The 19,254-nt window shown below is 53.6% G+C and carries 14 protein-coding genes; 6 read left to right on the top strand and 8 right to left on the bottom strand.

The window, feature by feature from the left end:
- Nucleotides 1-212: 212 nt before the first annotated feature.
- Entirely contained in the window at nucleotides 213-722 is a 510-nt protein-coding gene (locus ABF979_RS07740) for a DUF1826 domain-containing protein (protein WP_415558976.1), read from the bottom strand.
- A gap of 185 nt (nucleotides 723-907) precedes the next feature.
- On the opposite strand from ABF979_RS07740, the gene zigA reads away from it, so the two are divergent.
- Complete coding sequence (zigA, locus tag ABF979_RS07735) at nucleotides 908-2,110, top strand: zinc metallochaperone GTPase ZigA (protein ID WP_415558933.1); 1,203 nt, start codon at nucleotides 908-910, stop codon at nucleotides 2,108-2,110.
- Between the two features lie 97 nt (nucleotides 2,111-2,207).
- Here the strand turns inward: zigA and ABF979_RS07730 are convergent, their stop codons facing one another.
- From ABF979_RS07730 to hydA, 3 genes are all read right to left on the bottom strand, one after another.
- On the bottom strand, nucleotides 2,208-4,550 hold the full coding sequence (locus ABF979_RS07730; protein ID WP_415558931.1) for a TonB-dependent receptor: 2,343 nt from the start codon (nucleotides 4,548-4,550) through the stop codon (nucleotides 2,208-2,210).
- 210 nt (nucleotides 4,551-4,760) lie between these two features.
- Nucleotides 4,761-6,080 (bottom strand): aspartate aminotransferase family protein, encoded by a 1,320-nt coding sequence (locus tag ABF979_RS07725; protein WP_415558974.1) that lies wholly within the window; start codon nucleotides 6,078-6,080, stop codon nucleotides 4,761-4,763.
- 35 nt (nucleotides 6,081-6,115) lie between these two features.
- Entirely contained in the window at nucleotides 6,116-7,531 is a 1,416-nt protein-coding gene (gene hydA, locus ABF979_RS07720; protein ID WP_415558929.1) for a dihydropyrimidinase, read from the bottom strand.
- Between the two features lie 132 nt (nucleotides 7,532-7,663).
- On the opposite strand from hydA, the gene ABF979_RS07715 reads away from it, so the two are divergent.
- Nucleotides 7,664-9,118, top strand: coding sequence for an NCS1 family nucleobase:cation symporter-1 (locus tag ABF979_RS07715; RefSeq protein WP_415558927.1), 1,455 nt, complete (start codon nucleotides 7,664-7,666; stop codon nucleotides 9,116-9,118).
- On the opposite strand, the gene ABF979_RS07710 is transcribed toward ABF979_RS07715, so the two are convergent.
- The 4 genes from ABF979_RS07710 to ABF979_RS07695 all read right to left on the bottom strand — a co-directional run bounded on the left by ABF979_RS07710 (nucleotide 9,030) and on the right by ABF979_RS07695 (nucleotide 13,733).
- The gene (locus ABF979_RS07710; RefSeq protein ID WP_415558925.1) at nucleotides 9,030-9,740 is read right to left on the bottom strand and encodes a TetR family transcriptional regulator C-terminal domain-containing protein; all 711 of its coding nucleotides are present in this window, start codon (nucleotides 9,738-9,740) and stop codon (nucleotides 9,030-9,032) included. The genes ABF979_RS07715 and ABF979_RS07710 overlap by 89 nt on opposite strands.
- Before the next feature lie 80 nt (nucleotides 9,741-9,820).
- A complete protein-coding gene (locus ABF979_RS07705; protein WP_415558924.1) occupies nucleotides 9,821-11,062 on the bottom strand; it encodes a Zn-dependent hydrolase in 1,242 nt (413 codons plus the stop codon).
- A gap of 57 nt (nucleotides 11,063-11,119) precedes the next feature.
- Nucleotides 11,120-12,388, bottom strand: coding sequence for an NAD-dependent dihydropyrimidine dehydrogenase subunit PreA (preA, locus tag ABF979_RS07700; protein ID WP_415558922.1), 1,269 nt, complete (start codon nucleotides 12,386-12,388; stop codon nucleotides 11,120-11,122).
- A complete protein-coding gene (locus ABF979_RS07695; protein ID WP_215750388.1) occupies nucleotides 12,381-13,733 on the bottom strand; it encodes an NAD(P)-dependent oxidoreductase in 1,353 nt (450 codons plus the stop codon). The genes preA and ABF979_RS07695 overlap by 8 nt, the downstream gene beginning before the upstream one ends.
- Before the next feature lie 305 nt (nucleotides 13,734-14,038).
- On the opposite strand from ABF979_RS07695, the gene ABF979_RS07690 reads away from it, so the two are divergent.
- From ABF979_RS07690 to ABF979_RS07675, 4 genes are read left to right on the top strand one after another with little or no spacing between them, the layout of a single operon-like run.
- Nucleotides 14,039-14,314, top strand: a complete 276-nt coding sequence (locus ABF979_RS07690) for a YtcA family lipoprotein (RefSeq protein WP_415558920.1) — start codon at nucleotides 14,039-14,041, stop codon at nucleotides 14,312-14,314.
- A gap of 2 nt (nucleotides 14,315-14,316) precedes the next feature.
- A complete protein-coding gene (gene mdtN / locus ABF979_RS07685; protein ID WP_415558972.1) occupies nucleotides 14,317-15,366 on the top strand; it encodes a multidrug transporter subunit MdtN in 1,050 nt (349 codons plus the stop codon).
- The gene (locus ABF979_RS07680; RefSeq protein WP_415558918.1) at nucleotides 15,347-17,176 is read left to right on the top strand and encodes an FUSC family protein; all 1,830 of its coding nucleotides are present in this window, start codon (nucleotides 15,347-15,349) and stop codon (nucleotides 17,174-17,176) included. The genes mdtN and ABF979_RS07680 overlap by 20 nt, the downstream gene beginning before the upstream one ends.
- Nucleotides 17,173-18,795 (top strand): TolC family protein, encoded by a 1,623-nt coding sequence (locus ABF979_RS07675; protein WP_415558916.1) that lies wholly within the window; start codon nucleotides 17,173-17,175, stop codon nucleotides 18,793-18,795. The genes ABF979_RS07680 and ABF979_RS07675 overlap by 4 nt, the downstream gene beginning before the upstream one ends.
- The last annotated feature ends 459 nt before the right edge of the window (nucleotides 18,796-19,254 follow it).

Genomic DNA, 19,254 nt, shown 5'->3' with positions numbered 1-19,254 from the left:
ACGTCTCGGGGTTCAGCCCAAACCGTGGGTTACTCTTCATCCTTCAGAACGAAAGTCCAGACTTGCGAGGTTTCGCTCAACCGCGCGAAAGCTATCTTGCAACAAACATACCATTCGACGTCAATGTTCGTTTGTTCTGACATCAAAGACGGGAAGTATGCCTGCGTACTGATATCTGGGCAGGATCACGTTGAAATAGGCTAGGCCAATTTTTACGCGGCCATTTCGAGAGATGCATCTGCACAGGCGCTGGCTTCGTCAAGAGTGAGCAAAAGTCTGACACGCTCTTTGACAGGACGATCTGAGAGAGGGGGTGAGCGATGGAGAATTTTCTCTGCTTTGTCCCACCCAGGAAAGTGCTTTCCTTTGAGAAAAACAAGGGCACCTGTGGGCGCCTGATGCACGGTTGATCCGTTGTCAGTTGTCCATTGAACACCGGGGCCAGCATAGGTTCGAAGCAAACGCAGATCGACGCAGTCAACGTGGAATTTCCGACAACTATCTGTTGTGATCTTTTCCAGTCGTACACGTAGCGCCTGGTGTCCGGAAATATCCCTATAAAGTGCGGCTATTTCCAAAATATCCGTCAGGAGTGGCTGTGTGCGTTCTGAAAATGCGCTCTGCAGCTGTTTTTCCAGATCGGGTAGGTAACCTCGTCTTGTCAGAGATTGAGCTCCCTCCGTCAGATAATCTTTTGTCGCCTGGGTTAGTGATGAAGACATATCGCACGGATGAAGACCAATGCTGCTGTGAGGAAGCAGGATGTTTCTGAACGACGATTGATGCTCCAGACGGCAGCGGGTGGGACATGACGGCATGGAAAAGCTTATCCTTGCTATTGATATGTTATAACATAACTATTATTGGCAAATGTAGCAACTTTTCCTCCTCTTCAAGGGCTTACTTTATGTCGGATTTCCGATTGCCTGTGACCGTTCTCTCCGGCTTTCTGGGGGCTGGCAAGACAACGCTTCTCAACCATGTTCTCAACAATCGCGAGGGCCTGAAAGTGGCGGTCATCGTCAATGATATGAGTGACGTGAACATTGATGCCGAACTGATCCGTAATGGCGGGAGCAATCTGTCCCGGACCAACGAGAAGCTCGTGGAAATGACGAATGGATGCATCTGCTGCACATTGCGGGACGATCTTTTGACCGAAGTGACGCGACTGGCAGAAGAAAAAAGGTTTGATTACCTTCTGATTGAGTCAACGGGCATCGCAGAACCCCTGCCCGTCGCGGCCACTTTCGAATTCCGTGATGAAGAAGGCCGGAGTTTGAGCGACGTCGCTCGGCTCGATACGATGGTGACTGTTGTGGATGCCGTGAACCTGCTGAAGGATTATGGATCAAGCGATTTTCTTCGTGATCGGGGCGAGGTTGCGGGAGAGGAAGACGAACGTGCGCTCGTAGATCTTTTTGTTGATCAAATCGAATTCGCGGATGTCATTGTTCTCAATAAAATCAATACAGCAACTGCTGAACAGGCAGACGCTGCACGGTTGATCATCCGAGCCCTCAATGCGGATGCGAACGTGATTGAAACCAGCCAGAGCAAGGTTTCTTTAAACCAGGTTCTGAATACGGGGCGCTTTGATTTCGAGCGTGCACACCAGAACCCCTTGTGGTTCAAAGAGTTGTACGGGCATGCTGAACATCGTCCCGAAACGGAAGAATACGGAATTTCCAGTTTTGTCTACCGTGCCCATCGGCCTTTCAAACCTGAAGCGTTTGCAGACTTTATCGAGCAGTCATGGCATGGGGTAGTGCGGGTAAAAGGTTATTTCTGGCTTGCAACCCGCCCGGATTGGGTCGGAGATCTGAGTATTGCGGGTGCATTGGCGCGGCATCAGGCGGCTGGGCGTTGGTGGGCGAGTGTTCCGCATGACAACTGGCCTGATGATGAAGGCTGGCGAGCGACACTGGCCAAATACTGGGACGATATTTATGGCGATCGCCGGCAGGAACTGGTCTTTATTGGTGCTGGCATGGACGAGGTTGCAATTCGTACCGCACTAGACGATTGCCTTGTCCCACCGTCACAGGACGAAATTTTCATGCCATGGCACTATGACCATCTTCCTGATCCATTCCCTCTGTGGTCCTGATTGCCAGCTGTTTTGTCTCATGTGCCAGATGGAATGGTAAAATAACCGTTCCATCTGGTTACAAAGCTCAGCACCTCTTCTTCAGAGCCGGATGATCTCAGAAATCTGATGAGATCGTCCCTGTCATCGAAAACCTTGGAAGAACATAGAAAGACGCGCCGTTGCTGCCTGCCAGGGTACTTCCATCGAGCAGGGTCACGTTATGGTAGTTATTGGTAATGCCGGTTGTCCCGACCCGAATGATTGATCCTGTCAGGTTAGAGAAATTCAGACGGAACGTAGGGGTTCTCAGGAAATAGAGCGGTTTAAAATGATACCCAAGCGCAAGGGTATTGGTAACAAACCCTGGCATTCGCTGATCGCCCACAAGTGTTACTGACTGAGGGCCGGTATAGTGAAGGCTGAAGTTTCCAAAAAATCCTGCATTGCTGTAGGTCAGTCCAAAATTTGCAAGAACGCGTGGTGTGAGAATGGACTGTTTTCCCTTAGTGGGAAGATATGTGTCTCCATAGGGAATATTTGAGTCAAAAGTACCATGCAGGTACTCCACTGACGCGTACGGGCTGAAATGATGGAAATCCCTTCCCGCAATCATGGCATCAAATCCGCGGATCGTCTGGTTTCCTGCATTGGAAACTGCATAAGCGGTATTGGGCAGATAGGTGGTAAGAAGACGGTTGGTGATATTGGAATTAAATGCCGAAATATCGAACGTCAGGTACCGGTTGTTATAGCGATATCCAATCTGTTCCGTGATGGAATACTGGTTCTTGGGGAGTGACGTTGAACCTGAGAGCTGTGAGGGGGATGGCTGGCGGAAATCACCTTCGGCATTCATGTAAACCTGACTGTGAGCGTCAATTTTATACGAGACAGAAAGATGCGGAAGGGGCGCGGTTGAGTTCGCTCCGATCGTAAACTGGCTGAGCCCGGAAGCTCGATCCCAGTAGTTGGACATGATGTATTTGAAGCCGCCATTTATGGTCAGGCGATCATTAAAATATTTGGCGGTATCTTCGATAAAGAAAGAATTCAGTTCGTAGCCGGCATCGTACCTGTAAATTGCTTCCTGACCATCTGCTGTATAGAGCTTATAGGCATTGTCATTGGTTTTGGCATTTCGTCCGCCAGGTTGTGTTGCCATGGTTGGAAAGAAATAGTCGACGGCATTGTTCTCATACCAGTATCCGAAAGACAGATGGTTATGACGATCAATGTCGTAACCCAGTTTGGCGACAAGCCCGACTTGCGGGGACCAGTGCTGCGCCCAGTATGTGCTCAACGGTGTAGAAGGGTCAGCTTTCTGCCCGTTTCCATAGAAATATGTGGCGCCCGTCGAGGCTGGCGTGCCGGCAGTTGAGCCGTCCCAGCCGAAGCCTGTCGCAAAATAGGGAGAAAGGTCGAAGGTCAGACGTTTGTTGATAATGATATGGGCTTGTGTTGTGACGAAAAACTGGTTCCAGGAGTCAATATTACCCTGCCAGTAATTTCCGGCGGACGTGGAGTTTCTATCCCAGATATTAGTGCGATTATATCCCTGCCCTGTATGCTTGTAATTATAAAATGTTTGAGCATCTGGATAGGCGTCAATCGTGAACATGGAATTGTTCCATGAGCCGAAGAATTTCACAGTGGATCCATTGGTAAATTCTTTAAAAACTCCAACATCCACATGTGTTCGGCGGTTTGTTCCTGCACCCATCCATTGCCTTGAATGGGTATTCGAGACGGAAATGTAAGATCTGATACCGGAATTCCCGATCTCCCCGGACTCCAGGCGTACGAATTCCCGCGACATATTGTTGGTGCCGTAGGAAAAATCCATGCTTCCCCCCGCTTTTTTGCCGGGTGTCCTCGTGCGCTCGTCCAGCGTGCCCGCAGTTGCATTGGATGCGGGTGCATCAATGGGAGAGCTCCCCGGGGTCATGGTGACGGTTTCGATGTTCTCTGCATCAACGTTCTGTTGAAGGTAAGCGGCAAGAGATGCAGGAGCCCCATCCAAAAGCAAAGCCGTATCGGCATCAGTAAAACCGCGCATATACAGTGCACCACCTTTGATGCCAGAGGTATCTGGCATAGCAATGCTGACGCTCGGAAGATTTTGGACAACATCAAGGCCGGTTGATGTCGGGCTTCTCATCTCGATATATTGGCGCCCAACAGACTGGACTGCATACGGTGCAGTTTCGACCCGCATCATCCCTCCCCCAGAGTTGCGCGCGCTTCTCGAGCCACGAACCCCGACGCTCTCTTCGCTGGATGCCATCATGGAGGTTCTGCGGGAACGTGGCTTTGTCGGGGTGCCCGGGGCCGCACGATGAGATGGCGTCACATGACGGAGATGATGGGATGGGGCCGCGCTGGAACGCCCAGTTTCTGCGGAGAGGATTACGGAACTCAGAATAGTACCGAGGAACAGACGAGAAGCCAGTGTCTTCACTTTTTTTCTCCGAAAGCTCAGTTAGTGAAACTGAATAACAGCCACTAAAACACATTTCGGAATAATAATGAAATACTAAATAAAATTTATTCGAAAATAAGGTATTTACACAATGTAGAGATATTTTAATCGGCTTCAGCCGAATGATGTACACATCATTCGGCTTTCCTGTAGTGTATTTACTTGAGATTCAGGGGATTGAATGAATATTTAAAAATCTTTTTCGCAACTCAAAAGCACGTTTCGGACCTGCGCTATCATTCCTCTGATTTGGTCTGGAGTCGAAATAAATGGAGGACCGAAAGAAATCGTGTCTCCCGTGACGCGAAGGAGCACGCCCTCTTCCAGGCCGCGCTCAAAAAGCTGGACACTTCGCAGGGCAGATTTGTCAGAAAGGGGATTGAGTTCGATCGCAGCGGTAAGGCCGATGTTTCGCAGATCTTTTACGGATTTCAGGTCCTGCAATGCATGCACCTCTTCTTCCAGAATAGGCTCCAACGCTCTGACAGCCGCATTGGTCCCCTCTTCTTCCATGATGTCGAGCACCGTATGAGCCACTGCTGCGGCCATTGGATGCCCTGAATAGGTATAGCCATGAGCGAACTCTATGGCTGCGTCCGGGCCATTCATGAATGTTTTGTAGATTTCTGAAGTGACGATAACGCCGCCCATGGGAATGATCCCATTGGTGACCGCCTTGGCGAAGGTAATCATATCCGGTGTGACGCCAAATCTTTGGGAGGCAAAATTTTCTCCCATGCGTCCAAAACCTGTGATGACTTCATCGAAAATGAGAAGGATGCCGTGTTTCGTACAGATTTCTCTCAGCTTCTGAAGATATCCGACGGGAGGGACAAGAACGCCGGTTGATCCCTGCACTGGCTCGACAATGACAGCCGCGATTGTGGAGGCATCATGGAGTGCCACCAGTCTCTCGAGATCGTCCGCCAGATGGGCGCCCCACTCCGGTTGCCCTTTTGAAAATGCGATATGGGCGTGATCGTAAGGGTGTCGGATGTGGTCCACGCCAGGGACCATCACCGTGGCGAACATCTTGCGGTTCGGAACAATGCCGCCGACAGACATGCCACCAAACCCTACACCGTGATAACCTCGTTCGCGTCCAATGAGACGAAAACGGCCGCCTTCACCGTTAAGCTTGTGAAAGCCGATTGCAATTTTTAGTGCAGTATCAACAGCTTCTGAGCCAGAATTTGCGAAGAAAACATGCTCAAGGCCTTCAGGGGCCATCTTTGCAATGCGCGCTGCCAGCGTGACAGCAGGTGCATGGGTCATCTGGAATCCGGGTGCGAAATCCAGGGTTTCTGCCTGCTGACGAAGCGCGTCCGCTATGCGTGGATTTCCGTGGCCTAAAGGCGTACACCATAGCCCAGACAGCGTGTCGAAGACCGTTTTGCCATCGGCCATCGTATAGTAAGGCCCCTTGGCTGAGGCCACGACACGATGATCGCCCCGACCGTTAACCAGTCTGTTTGCCGTAAAGGGCATCCAGTTGCGTCCCTCACTCATGGCAAGGGCGCACAGGCTTTCGTTCGTCAATGTAGTCACGATACTGCCTCCATCAGGCTGTCAGATGTTTTTTTCTTAAAAGGTGCTCTCTCGACATACCGGCCCTGCCCGCGCTCGGCACGAAGTGTACCGTCATCCCAAAGGACGCGGCTCTGACTGATTGTCTTTTTTGCCACGCCTGTAACGGTCATGCCTTCATAAATATTGTAATCGACATTCTGATGATGTGTGGCGGCAGACATGGTTCGCGACGCCGATGGATCCCACAGCACAATATCCGCGTCTGCACCCTCAACAATCATGCCTTTCCGGCTATGGATATTGAAGATACGGGCCGTATTGGTGGACGTGAGGGCAACAAACTGCTCCGGAGTTATCTTGCCGCCGACAACGCCGTGATGCCACAGAATGCTCATGCGATCCTCAATGCCGGGAACACCGTTGGGGATGCGCGTAAAATTGGTGAGGCCCATTTCTTTCTGGGAACGGCAGAAGCAGCAGTGATCCGTTGCGGTGGTGTGGAGCTGGCCGGAAGAAAGGCCGCCCCAGAGCGCTTGCTGATGCGATTTTTCGCGGAAAGGTGGGCTCATGACGTAGCGCGATGCCTTCAGCCAGTCCGAAGACTGGTAAACGCTCTCATCGAAAACCAGATGCTGCGGAAGAACTTCCCCATAAACTTGCAAACCGCGAAGGCGGGCCGTTGCAATGGCTTCGGTCGCCTCGCGCGTGGAAACGTGAACGATGTAAAGGGGGGTATTGCTGACAGCTGCCAGCGTAATGGCGCGCTGAGCGGCTTCTCCTTCTACGCTGGATGGGCGGGAGAGCGGATGCGCCGCGGGGCCAGTGTTTCCCGCTTTCAGGAGAGATTCCTGAAGAAAGGACACGGCATCTCCATTCTCGGCATGCACGGTGCATAAAGCGCCCAGTTCGCCCGCTCGGCGCATGGAGTTGAGAAACGTCTCATCATCCACCATCAGGGCGTTCTTGTAGGCCATGAAATGTTTGAAGGAATTAACGCCGCAGTCCCGCACCAGTGTTTCCATATCCTGGTGAACCTGGTCATCCCAGTGCGTCACTGCGACATGGAAACCATAGTCGGCAGACGCTTTTTCGGCTTTGCCCCGCCACGCCTTCCACGCGTCATGAAGCGACTGTCCATGCTCGGGGATGACGAAATCGATAATACTCGTTGTACCTCCGGCGAGCCCGGCGGCCGTGCCTGTATAGAAATCATCACTGGCCGTCGTGCCCATGAAGGGCATTTCCATATGTGTATGAGGATCTATTCCGCCTGGCATAACAAGCAGCCCATCTGCATCAACGATGGTACAGCCTGTCGGCGCTTCCATATCCGCCTGAACAGCCGCGATTTTCCCGTCATCGTCACACAGGACGTCTGCTCTGAAACGCCGCTCAGACGTAACAACTGTTCCACCCTTGATCAGGAGCATGACATCCCTTCCCTTCAGGAAAAGTGGTTGGCATTATGTCGTTGTCTTACCGAAACTGTATGGTTAATCTGACCAGCCGGTCAACATAACGATTGCGCTTCCGGAATTTTTTCGAGAACGAGGATCACCAGAATGACACAGTCACCGGACGCGTACGCCACAGGGCGCCTGACCAATGCGGATCTTGCGCCTGTTCAGGACCGGAACTGGGCATGGAAGGACTTTCTCTTTCTCTGGATGTCTGATGTCCACAGTGTCGCCGGGTACATGACGGTTGGTACGCTGTTCATGATGGGGTTGCCGGTCAGCAGCGTGCTCATCGGACTGCTTGTTGCAATCGTTGTCGTGCAGCTTCTCTGCAACCTGATTGCGGTTCCGAGCCTGAAGTCCGGCGCCCCTTTTCCCGTCATTATCCGAAGCGTCTTTGGCGTCTACGGTGCGGTCGTCCCGGCGCTTGTGCGTGGGATTATTGCCGTGGGCTGGTATGGAATCCAGACATGGCTGGCATCCAACGCCGTAGTTCTGTTTGTTCTTCGTATTATGCCGTCACTTGCAGACTATAGCGATGTTCATCATCACGGATTGCTGGGACTGTCTCTTCTCGGCTGGTTGGCCTTTCTGCTCATCTGGGCTTTGCAGTTGGCGGTATTCTGGCGCGGAATGGAATCCATCCGGCATTTCATAGACTGGGCCGGGCCGGCCATTTACGTCATGATGATCCTGCTTGATGGCGTGCTTCTGTGGAAGACGCATGGACAGATCAGCTTTTCCGTCCTTCCCCAGTCTGCTCTTTCTATCGGGCAGCATTTGACAGGCGTGTTGAATGTGATCTCTCTGACGATCGCATTTTTCTCCCCAATTGTCCTGAATTTTGGCGATTTTGCACGCTACGGTATTAGCCTGAGCGCGGTACGGCGCGGTAATTTCTGGGGCCTGCCGATCAATTTCATGGCGTTCTGCGCACTTGCGCTCACAACCGTAACGCTGACCCAGCCTGTTCTGGGGCAAATCCTCGTGGATCCGGTTGAGACGGTGACGCGTCTGGATAGTCAAACCATCATGATTGTGGGAATTTTGACCTTCGTTCTCGCGACTATCGGGATCAATATTTCCGCTAATTTCGTCTCAGCCGCGTTTGATTTTTCCAATATAGCTCCGGCATCCATTTCATGGCGTGGCGGCGGTGTCATTGCGGCGATTGGTGCCATCGCTCTCACGCCCTGGAACCTCTATGCCCGCCCGGACCTGATCCATTTGACGCTCGACATACTGGGTCTGTTCATCGCTCCTGTGACAGGAATTCTTCTGGCGGACTATTATTTTGTTCAGCGGGAAACTTTGGACGTGCCTGCGCTGTACAGTACAGACCCATCGGCAGCTTACTGGTACCGAAGTGGCGTAAACCCTACTGCAATCTGGGCCTTGGGTCTGGCTGTGCTGGTGGGGCTCGCAAACGTCTTCCTGCCAGCATTAGCCGTATTCCAGAATTTCGCGTGGTTTACAGGCTTCTTTTCAGGGTTTTGTTTTCATCTGATTCTGACACGCCTGAAGCCAATTGGGAGAACAGCGGACGAACAAGCGTCATGATGGTTTCGACGGCAGTTTCATAATCGCCATTAGTAAGAGGTGTACGGTCCAGAACGGCCTCATACTGGACCTGCATATCCGCATATGCCTGCGTACCTGACCACAAGAGAAACAACAGATGTGTCGGGTCGATGGGTGCCATGATGCCCTTCGCCTGCCATTCCAGAAAGATCGCGACATGTCGGGCCACATGGGCTCGCAGTTCTCTCCGTAAGAAGTCCTGAACCATATGGCCGCCTGAGAGCACTTCCTGTGCGAAGAGACGCGATCCTTCAGGACGTGCGCGGGAGAATGCAATCTTGGCTTCTATGTATCCTCTAAGCCCGTCCAGCGGGTCCTTGTCAGAAGAAAGCCAGTGATCAGCATCTGTCAGCCACACGTCCAGCAGGCGTGACAGTGTGGCGTTGTACAGGTCTTCTTTGGAGCCAAAATAGTAGAGAATATTGCCCTTGGGGATATCACAAACCTTGGCAATATCTTCAAGGCGCGTTCCCTTGAGGCCGCGGGTGCCAAAGGTCCATTCCGCAGCATTCAGAATTTGCGGAACGGTAGCACGCCGTGGGGCGCCTGCACGGGGTCTTTTTCTGGGGCTGGGGGATGCCTCCAGACTGTCTTGTGCCATTGTCTTTCTCCCAGCCTGTCTGCGGGAGGCGATTTTTGACAGCAGACAGCCTGGACGACAAGCCCTCGGTTGGCAGATCCTTAAAGCGTGCTGTCTGCCCGCAAGACAGCGCCTAGCAGAACATTGGCTCCTGCTTCCGCTTCGCTCTCCGTGATGCTTTCTTCCTCGTTGTGACTCAGGCCATCCCTGCAGGGTACAAAAATCATCGCCGTTGGTGTCACTCGTGCGAGATACGCAGCGTCATGACCCGGACCTGAGACAATCGGAAGCGGATCGTAGCCCATTTGGCGTGCAGAGTCCGCGACCATCTCCACGCACCGCGCGTCAAAATGAACTGCGGGCGCATCCCAGAGGGGCACAATCTCCAAAGTCACTCCTCCAGCTTCAGCAATGCCGTGGAAGCGATCCATGAACTCCTGCTCCATGGCGACGACGACAGCATCATCCGGGTGGCGGATATCCACGGTAAAGAACGTCTCACCAGGCACGACATTGTTGCTGTTCGGGCGATTTTCAATCAGACCCACTGTTCCCACGGCTCCCGGAGCATGGGCCTGCGCGATCTCTGAGAGGGCCACAACCATTCTGGACGTTGCCAGTAGTGCGTCATGACGCATTGGCATGGGGGTGGAGCCAGCATGAGCATCCTTGCCCTTTACCGTCACTTCATACCAGCGCATTCCCTGTACGCCGGAGACAGCACCGATGACGCGATCTTTGACCTCAAGAATGGGCCCCTGCTCGATATGCAACTCGAAATAGGCCGCGATGGGATGATCGCCACAGATCTCTTCACCGCGATATCCGATAGAAACCAGTTCGTCCCCAAAGCGTGCCCCTGCGCGATCTCGCTTGTCCAGAACCTCCTGTTCCGTAAAAACGCCTGCGAAAACGCCTGAACACATCATCGGGGGCGTGAAGCGTGACCCTTCTTCATTCGTCCAGTTGATCAGTTCGATAGGGTGGCGCGTTGTATGCCCGGCTTCATGAAGCGCCCGTAGAACAGCGAGGCCGCCCAGAACACCTAAAATACCGTCAAATTTTCCCCCGGTTGGCTGGGTATCCAGATGGCTGCCCATCGTGATGGGAGGCAGGCTGTTATCAAGTCCCGGGCGGCGGGCAAACATGTTGCCCATCGTATCAACCGTGATGGTGCAGCCCAGACTTTCACAGGTCGAAGCGAACCACTCGCGAACCTGTTTGTCTTCGGGAGTGAGTGTCAGCCGACGGATGCCGCCTTTTGGCGTTCCACCAAACCGGGCCGTATCCATCAGATCTGCCCAAAGAGCGTTCCCATCAATCCGCATATTGCTATGAAACATGCCAGTCCTCTTTCATCCGTCCTCTTGGCTGACCTTTTGGCCGCCGTGTCATGCCTCTCAGGCGGGAATGCGATTAGGATTGGAAGGATGATGGGGCCACGTCAGCTCCCCATCTACAGGTTGTGGAACCATTGTGATGCAATCATCCACCGGGCAGACATGCGCACAGAGATTGCAGCCCACGCACTCCTCTTCGATCACTTCGTAATGTCGGCGATCAGCCGTGTTTTTCTTGGAAATCGCCTGATGGGACGTATCCTCGCAGGCGATATGACAGAGACCACACCCGACACAGGCGTCCTGATCGATATTGGCGAGGGTCTTGAACTTCATGTTGAGCTGGTTCCACGGTACGAACTGCGAAACCGCCCGTCCTGTCAGATCCTCTAGCCGTTCGTAACCTTTCTGATCCATCCAGTTGGACAGGCCATCGATCATGTCCTCCACGATGCGGAACCCGTAATGCATCGCGGCGGTACAGACCTGAAGTGATCCTGAGCCCATTGCAAGAAATTCGGCAGAATCCCGCCAGTTGCTGATTCCACCAATTCCAGAAATGGGCATTCCGGCCATGATGGGATCTCTGGCAATCTCTCCGATCATACGAAGGGCAATTGGCTTTACGGCAGGCCCACAATAGCCACCATGTGTTCCTTTGCCGCCCACAACCGGCATGGGCGCCATGGCATCCAGATCTACGCCAATGACGGACTGAATGGTGTTGATCAGGGATACAGCATCCGCCCCACCTGCCCGCGCGGCGCGTGCGGGCATCAGGATATTAGTCACGTTTGGCGTCAGCTTGACGATCACCGGCATCCGCGTGTTCTGCTTGCACCAGCGTGTCACCATTTCAACGTATTCCGGGACCTGCCCGACCGCCGCACCCATATTGCGCTCGGACATGCCATGCGGGCATCCGAAGTTCAGTTCGATCCCGTCTGCGCCTGTCTCCTCAACGATCGGCAGAATGGCTTTCCATTTATCTTCCTCGCAGGGCACCATGAGGCTGACGATAAGGGCACGATCCGGAAAATCGCGTTTGACGCGCTTGATTTCCGCGATGTTGGTCGCAAGCGGGCGGTCCGAAATCAGCTCGATGTTGTTGAGGCCAATCAGCCGACGTCCCTCAAAGCCCAAGGCTCCATAGCGGGAACTCAGATTGACGACCGGTGGATCTTCCCCAAGCGTTTTCCAGACAACGCCACCCCATCCGGCCTGAAAGGCCCGACGAACGTTGTATTCCTTGTCCGTCGGCGGAGCAGAAGCTAGCCAGAATGGATTGGGAGATTTGATCCCAGCAAAAACTGTGCGCAGGTCAGCCATTGTGCTCAGCCCTTTCCGTGTTGGATGCCATCAGTTCACCATGAAGCGCTTCAGCCGCGTTCCGTCCGTCCCGAACGGCTGCAACGGTGAGGTCTTCTCCTGCCGTACAGTCGCCGCCCGCATAAACTCCCGGCATGGAGGTGCGTCCTGTTTCATTCACAACGATGCGCCCATTTTCCACGAGGATCTGGTCGTTTCGCACTGGGTCTGGGACAAAAACCTGTCCGATTGCTTTAAGAACCATGTCCGCTGCGAGTGTGAAGGCATTCTGCGGATCGTACCCGCCATCAGGCGTGCCTCGAAGAAATGTAATGCTCCTGATGGCTCCGTCTTCGACATTGAGTTGACTGGGAGACGCCCAAAATCTGACCGTTACGCCGTTTGTTTGGGCCCATTCCCGTTCAACTTCCGTAGCGGACATGTGCGCAGCCCCGCGGCGATAAACCAGCGTCACCTCTTCTGCACCCAAACGTTTCGCCTGAACTGCTGCGTCAACCGCCGTATTGCCGCCGCCAATCACGACAACCCGCCTGCCAACCACGACCTCGGAAAGGTTTCGGGAACGCAGGGTCTCAATAAAATCGACCGCATCCAGAACACCCTCTGCGAATTCGCTTTCCAGGCCTAGAGCGCGGACACCTGCCAGACCCAGCCCCAGAAAAACGCCATCATAGGTCTCGCGGAGGCCTGCAAGCGTGATATTCTCCCCGAGCGTCGCGTTACTCTGGAAGGTAATCCCTCCAATTTCCATGAGGAAATCGATTTCTTTCTGGGCGAAATTGTCAGCAAGCTTATAGGCCGCGACACCATACTGGTTGAGGCCACCCGGTGCATCGTGTCGATCAAAGATCGTGACATCATGCCCATGCATCGCCAGACGATGTGCGCAGGCCAGTCCCGCCGGCCCCGCTCCTACGACGGCTACACGCTTCCCAGTGCTTGCCGCTCGCTGAAACGGGTGGGTTTTCTGCTGCATCTGCCAGTCTGTAGCAAACCGCTGGAGTGCGCCTATTCGCACGGCATGATGAGCTTCAATCGCGGTGTGAACACATTTCTGCTCACACAGAATTTCGGTCGGGCAGACCCGTGCACACGACCCGCCCAGAATGTTGGACTGAAGAATGGTGCGCGAGGCGCCAGCAAGATTGTCAGACGCAATTGCTTTGATGAACCGCGGAATATCAATGTCCGTGGGACAGGCCTCAACGCAAGGGGCGTCGTAGCAGTAAAAACATCGATCCGCTTCCAGCGCTGCCTGTTCAGGCGACAAGCCGGGGTGAGCGTCGGCGAAGTTGAGTTCCAGAGCGGATTCCGGCAACCGGCCACATGCAATATCGAGTCGCATACTCGTCTCCTGCCTGACTTAGTTCGTAATCGGAATGGTATGGGTTCGAAATGCTTTCGTGCAAGGATTTTCTGACCAAACGTTCAGCTTATTCTCTATGAGGGTTGAATGATGCCTGTTCAGATGTCTGGCTTCCTTGTTGGTGTGGTCTCAGGGAAAAAGGAAGACGAAGGATATTCTCGGCCCTGGGGCTCCTCATTCGTGTAAGTCCAAACGTTTCGTCTTTTGATACGGAGTAGCGTTTGGAAAGGAATGTGGTAGGTTCAGGGTCTGTTTCTTGGACGCAGAAAGCACTGATACTTCTTATGCGATTTACCCGCCTGCGTTTTCTCATTCCTGTCTTGTTTTTATTGGCGAGTGAAGGATGTACCCTCCAGGGCGCCCCTTCTTTTCCAGTTGTAGGCGCTTACTTTCCGGACTGGATGGTCTGTGGCCTCATCGGGGTTGCGGTTGCTGTCGGATTGCGGGTGGTATTTCTTCTAACCGGCCTTGATGCCATGCTTAGCTTTCGTCTCTTCACCTATGTCGCGCTGGGCGTTATCGCCGCGCTGACTGTGTGGACGTTGGCGTTCGGGCCTTGATGATGCAGCGCGTTCAAGTTTCTGACAAAAAGCCGATTGGTATTATCGTCGCTGTCGTCTGCGTAGGGGCCGCCATTCTGTTCGGCGTGCACGTCTCGCATGAAGACAGCACTCATCCGTCTTCGGATACTGGAAGTATTGACGCGGAAATGGTGCACGTCGCCTCCACCGTTGGCGGACGGTTGAAGGAACTCAGAGTTGTCGTCAATCAGCATGTTCATAAAGGGGATGTTCTTTACCAGCTTGATCCCGAACCCTACGAACTGACTGTCCGACAGGCTCAGGCCAATCTGGATCTTGCGAATGCGGAGGTCGAGAACCAGACACGGCTGCTCAGCATCAAGACATCCAACGCCGCTACGGCGGATGACCAGGTTGTTCGCGCCAGAACCAATCGTGATTTGGCCGCACGCACGGTAGAGCGCCTGAAGCCGCTTGCTGGCCAGTCCTATATTCCATGGCAGCAGTATGATCAGGCTCGTGTGGCTCTCCACGACGCTGAAGTGTCGCTTTCGCAGTCGAGAAACCAGTCTGTCGCAGCGACAACAGCGATCGGAGATCTGAAAAGCTCTCTTGCCGCACGGGATGCCGGTCAGGCAGCCCTGGATCACGCAAAATACGAGCTACGCCAGACTATGGTTACAGCTCCCGCGGATGGTTATGTCACGAGTTTACGGGTTAAAGCTGGCGAAGTTCTTGCACCGTCTCAGGTCCTGTTCACGCTGATTGCCGATGACGAGTGGTACGCTACCGCCAATATCCGTGAAATCAATCTTTCTTCCGTTCAGATTGGCGACTGCGTGACCGTTCACTCAATGATTGATCGCCACAGTCCTCTACGCGGACACGTCGAAAGTATTGGTTGGGGCGTCCTGTCTGTAGATTCTGCTGGCATTGCCCGCTCACTGCCCATCGTGCCGCGCCAAATGGACTGGGTTCACGTCGCCCAACGCTTTCCGGTCCGTATCAAGCTAGAAAGGGCAAACCCGCTTTTGCTCAGACTTGGCGCTACAGCAACCGTTGAGATCCAGCATGGCGCTGCCTGTCCCTGACACTCTGGCGAATGCCCCGTCGTCTTCCAGCATGAGAGGGCCGGGACTGGGATTGGCACGGATATGGCGGCTGGTCTGTGACCCTGCCCCGGGGCGATTAGGATATGCGCTTCGCATGGCGGCCGCATGCACGACGACTGTGCTGATTGGGGAAATCTGGCAGGTTCCGGAGCTGGCCGTGCCAGCCCTTGTGACCATGGCGCTGTGGCAGAAGGACCGCGTGACAAATGCTCTGGCTGGGGTGGCTGTAAATGTCCTCATCCTCATTCTGCTTCTGATCATTTACGCGCTCATCCGCCTGACGCTCGATCATCCTATGGGACTGGTGATCGTCATTGCCCTGTTGTCGTTCAGTTTTTTCTTTCTGGGCTCCGCCAGCAAGCTTAAGCCTGTGGCTTATATGCTGGGTCTGATTACGGTTTACGGACTGATTGCGATTGATCAGGTCCCGGTTGGAGAGGTCGTGACACGCGCCCTTCTCTACACGGATCTCTTTCTGGCCGTGCCTGGGGCGGTCATGATTGTGCTGGGGCTGTTGATTTGCCCATCCCCTAAAAAGATCCTGACGGATAGCATTGCTGCCCAGCTCTACATGGCTGTTCGCCTTCTCCAAACTCCTGATGCGCTCACGCAGGAACGCGCGACAGATATGCTTCGGGAAGGCACGGCGGGCATGATGAAGGCCGCCAAGATGGCCTCACTTGAAAAGATCTGGTCTCTCCACGATTTGGGCTGCTTGCGACAGGCAGCCAACAGCAGTGTCGCCGTTCTTGCGCTTGCTGATGAGGCGAGCCGGGCAAGACTGCCACCGGGGCAGTTGTCTCGCCTGACCGAAACGCTTGAAGGCATGGCCAGGATTTTTGCGGGCGGTGACTATCCCACAGCCATCGAAAGCCCTGTGATCTCTTCGGAGCATCCGTCTTTACAGGCGATAGCCGCTCTCCTTCCGAATTTCACAACTCCTCCTGCCCCTATCGTTGGAAAATTGCCAGAAAAGAAAAAATCCGGTTTCTTTTCTGAGGACGCCTTTACCAATCCAGACCATGTGCGCTTCGCAGTGAAAGGGACTGCTGCGGTGATGCTGAGTTATCTGACCTTCAAGGTTCTGGATTGGCCAGGCATCCACACTTGCATCATTACCTGCTTCATCGTCGCGTTGCCTACGATGGGCGAAATGATTTCAAAGCTGACCCTGCGCATCACGGGCGCGCTCATAGGCGGGACGCTGGGGATCGCGTCTATTATCGCTGTTATGCCGCATCTGAATGGTATCACCGGATTTCTGGCGCTTGTCTTTGTTGTTTCCCTGATCGGGGCATGGGTTAAGACGGGCGACGACCGTATTGCTTATGCGGGCTTTCAGATCGGTCTGGCATTTTATCTGACAGATCTGAAAGGTTATGGTCCGACAGCAGACATGGCCACCGCACGGGACCGTATTGTCGGTATCATGCTCGGTAACCTCATTACATATGCCATGTTCACCAGCTTCTGGCCGGCAAGTGCCTACGATCATTTGGGGGCCAGTCTTCGCAAGCTGAAAGATTGCCTGAGGCGCCAAGGGACAGCTCAGAGCTCTGAAGATCAGCTTCAGGCGGCCGCTCTTAGTCAATCCGCGTTACTGGAAAGCGAACGAACACTGGAATATGCGATGTCTGAGCCGGCGCACATGCGCGTTGATCAGCCCCGTCTTCAGGCGGCCCGAAATGCCTTGATGGATGCCTCGAGGCTGACTGAAGAATTGCTTGCAACGCCCAAGCGGCCAGACCTTGCCGATCGCACGGCACGACTGGAACAGATTGCTTCATGATTCACTTCAAAAAAACCGTTTTGCTGCCGCTCCTGCTATCGGGCTGTGCGACCCAGGCACTTGAAACGGCGCCAGCCAGCCCTGATCGGCCATGGCAACCGAATGTCGCTGCAAATGGAGAACTGGTGCCCGGTAAGCCCGGACCGCATGCACTGGCCATCCCTGCTGGATACACATTGCCGTCCAATAGTCAGATCCATGTGCGCCCCCCTGCCCCTGAATTGGCACCACAGGCTGGCCATGCCTATTCCCTGCCTGAACTGATTGATATTGCGCAGTCGGCCAATCCTGAAACCAGACGTGCCTGGAACCTTGCGCGCGATGCTGCTCTGGCTGTGGGAATTACGAAAAGTGCTTACTTGCCCCGCCTGACTGCGACAGTTGTAGGCGGATACAATCATAGCCGTAATGACGGTGCGAACCCTTCGGTTAGCAATGCGGGCATTGCTGAAGATGCAATCAACTCGGGCTTGAGTGGGTTAAACAGTGCTTTGGGCGGTGTTCGCAACAGCAGGTCGGGCGCTGGCGAAATCCAGACCCTGGGTATGGAATGGCTGCTGTTCGACTTCGGCAAACGTGAGGCCGTTATTGCCGCCACAAAGCAGGCACAGATTGCAACCAATGTGCTCTTCACTGCGGCACATCAGAAAATAATCTATGGGGTGACAACGGCCTATTACACCCATGCTGCAGCGCAAAGCCGTGTCGTATTGCTGCGTAAGGCGCGGGACAATGCACGCTTCGTGGAAGCGGCCGCAGTCGCAAAGCTACATCAGGGGCAAGGCACCATAGTGGATGTCACGCAGGCTCGGCAGGCTACGGCACAGACTGAACTGCGACTTGTACAGGCAGAGGGCGACGAACAGAATACGGCCCTTGAACTTCTGAATGCCATTGGTATCTCTCCGACTACGAAACTTGAGACACTCGATATTTCTGGCCGCCAGCTTGGGCTGGACGATATTCGTCTGACTGACGCATTCGTCCAACAGGCTGTTTCACGCAGGCCGGACGTTCTTGCAGCATACGCAAATGCGAAGGCGGCAAAAAGCAGGGTTCGCGCAGCGAAAAGCGAATTCCTGCCCAAGATCTTCATGACCGGAAACGTGGCTTACACGACGGGGCGTCTGGCGCTCTCATCCGTGCCGGGAGTGGGAAGTGAGGCTCCCCCAACCCTTAACTTATCGAGTAATGCCTTCAGCAGTTTGATCCTTGGTGGGATTACTGTCCCCATCTTCGACGGGGGAACCAGAGCAGCGTTACTCAAGCAGGCTCAGGATCAGTCGGACAGTGCAAATGCGACATTGCAGCAAACAGTCGACAGTTCGGTGAAGCAGATTGTAGTCGCAGAAAATGCGCTCCGTACAAGCCTGAGTGCCTATACCGCATCAGCAAAACTGGAGACGGCAGCGATGACGAGTTTTGAGGCATCCTCGGCCGCATATCGTAGTGGCGTAGGCTCCATGACGCAGACAAGTATCGCGCAGAATGCTTATCTGGATGCAACACTTGCTCATTCGGATGCTTATTATGCCGCTTTGATCGCTGCTGCTGGACTTGCCTTTGGGACGGGCTCCCTTAACCAGAATGAGGGGCCATCACTCCCGAGTGCCATGTAGTGCTCTGAAATCCAAAAATTCTAAGGTCATGACAATGAATGATTGTCCGAAGCTGATTTGTTTTTATGGAGCCGGTGCCGGAAAGCTGGGTAAGCAGCTTGAGAAAGCGTAAACCATTTTTCATCTATTTCGTCTGAAATAGAAGTTACCTTTTTAAAAGACTTATCAAAAAATAATTTACTTAGATTTTTGACATAAGCCACGGGTCGCGTAGCTGTCCAAACAGGGCTATGCGCAATCTTTCCTCCTCAATGAAACAGATTTTCAGTGAACCTTACTCATGTCTGGTGACCTGGACTGAGAACATGGCGGTGTTCTTGATTGAGTCCTTAATCAGTCAATGTCGCACTAAACCGAATCATAATTTTTCAATGCAATCGCTATTTTTCGGTTTGCCCTTAATCTGAGCAGAAAATAAAATTTATAGCCAAAAGATAATGAATAGCTTCTGTGCGGTAT

This window comes from Gluconobacter sp., assembly GCF_047723935.1.
Lineage (GTDB): Bacteria > Pseudomonadota > Alphaproteobacteria > Acetobacterales > Acetobacteraceae > Gluconobacter.
This window is presented reverse-complemented; position numbering and strand designations above follow the sequence as displayed.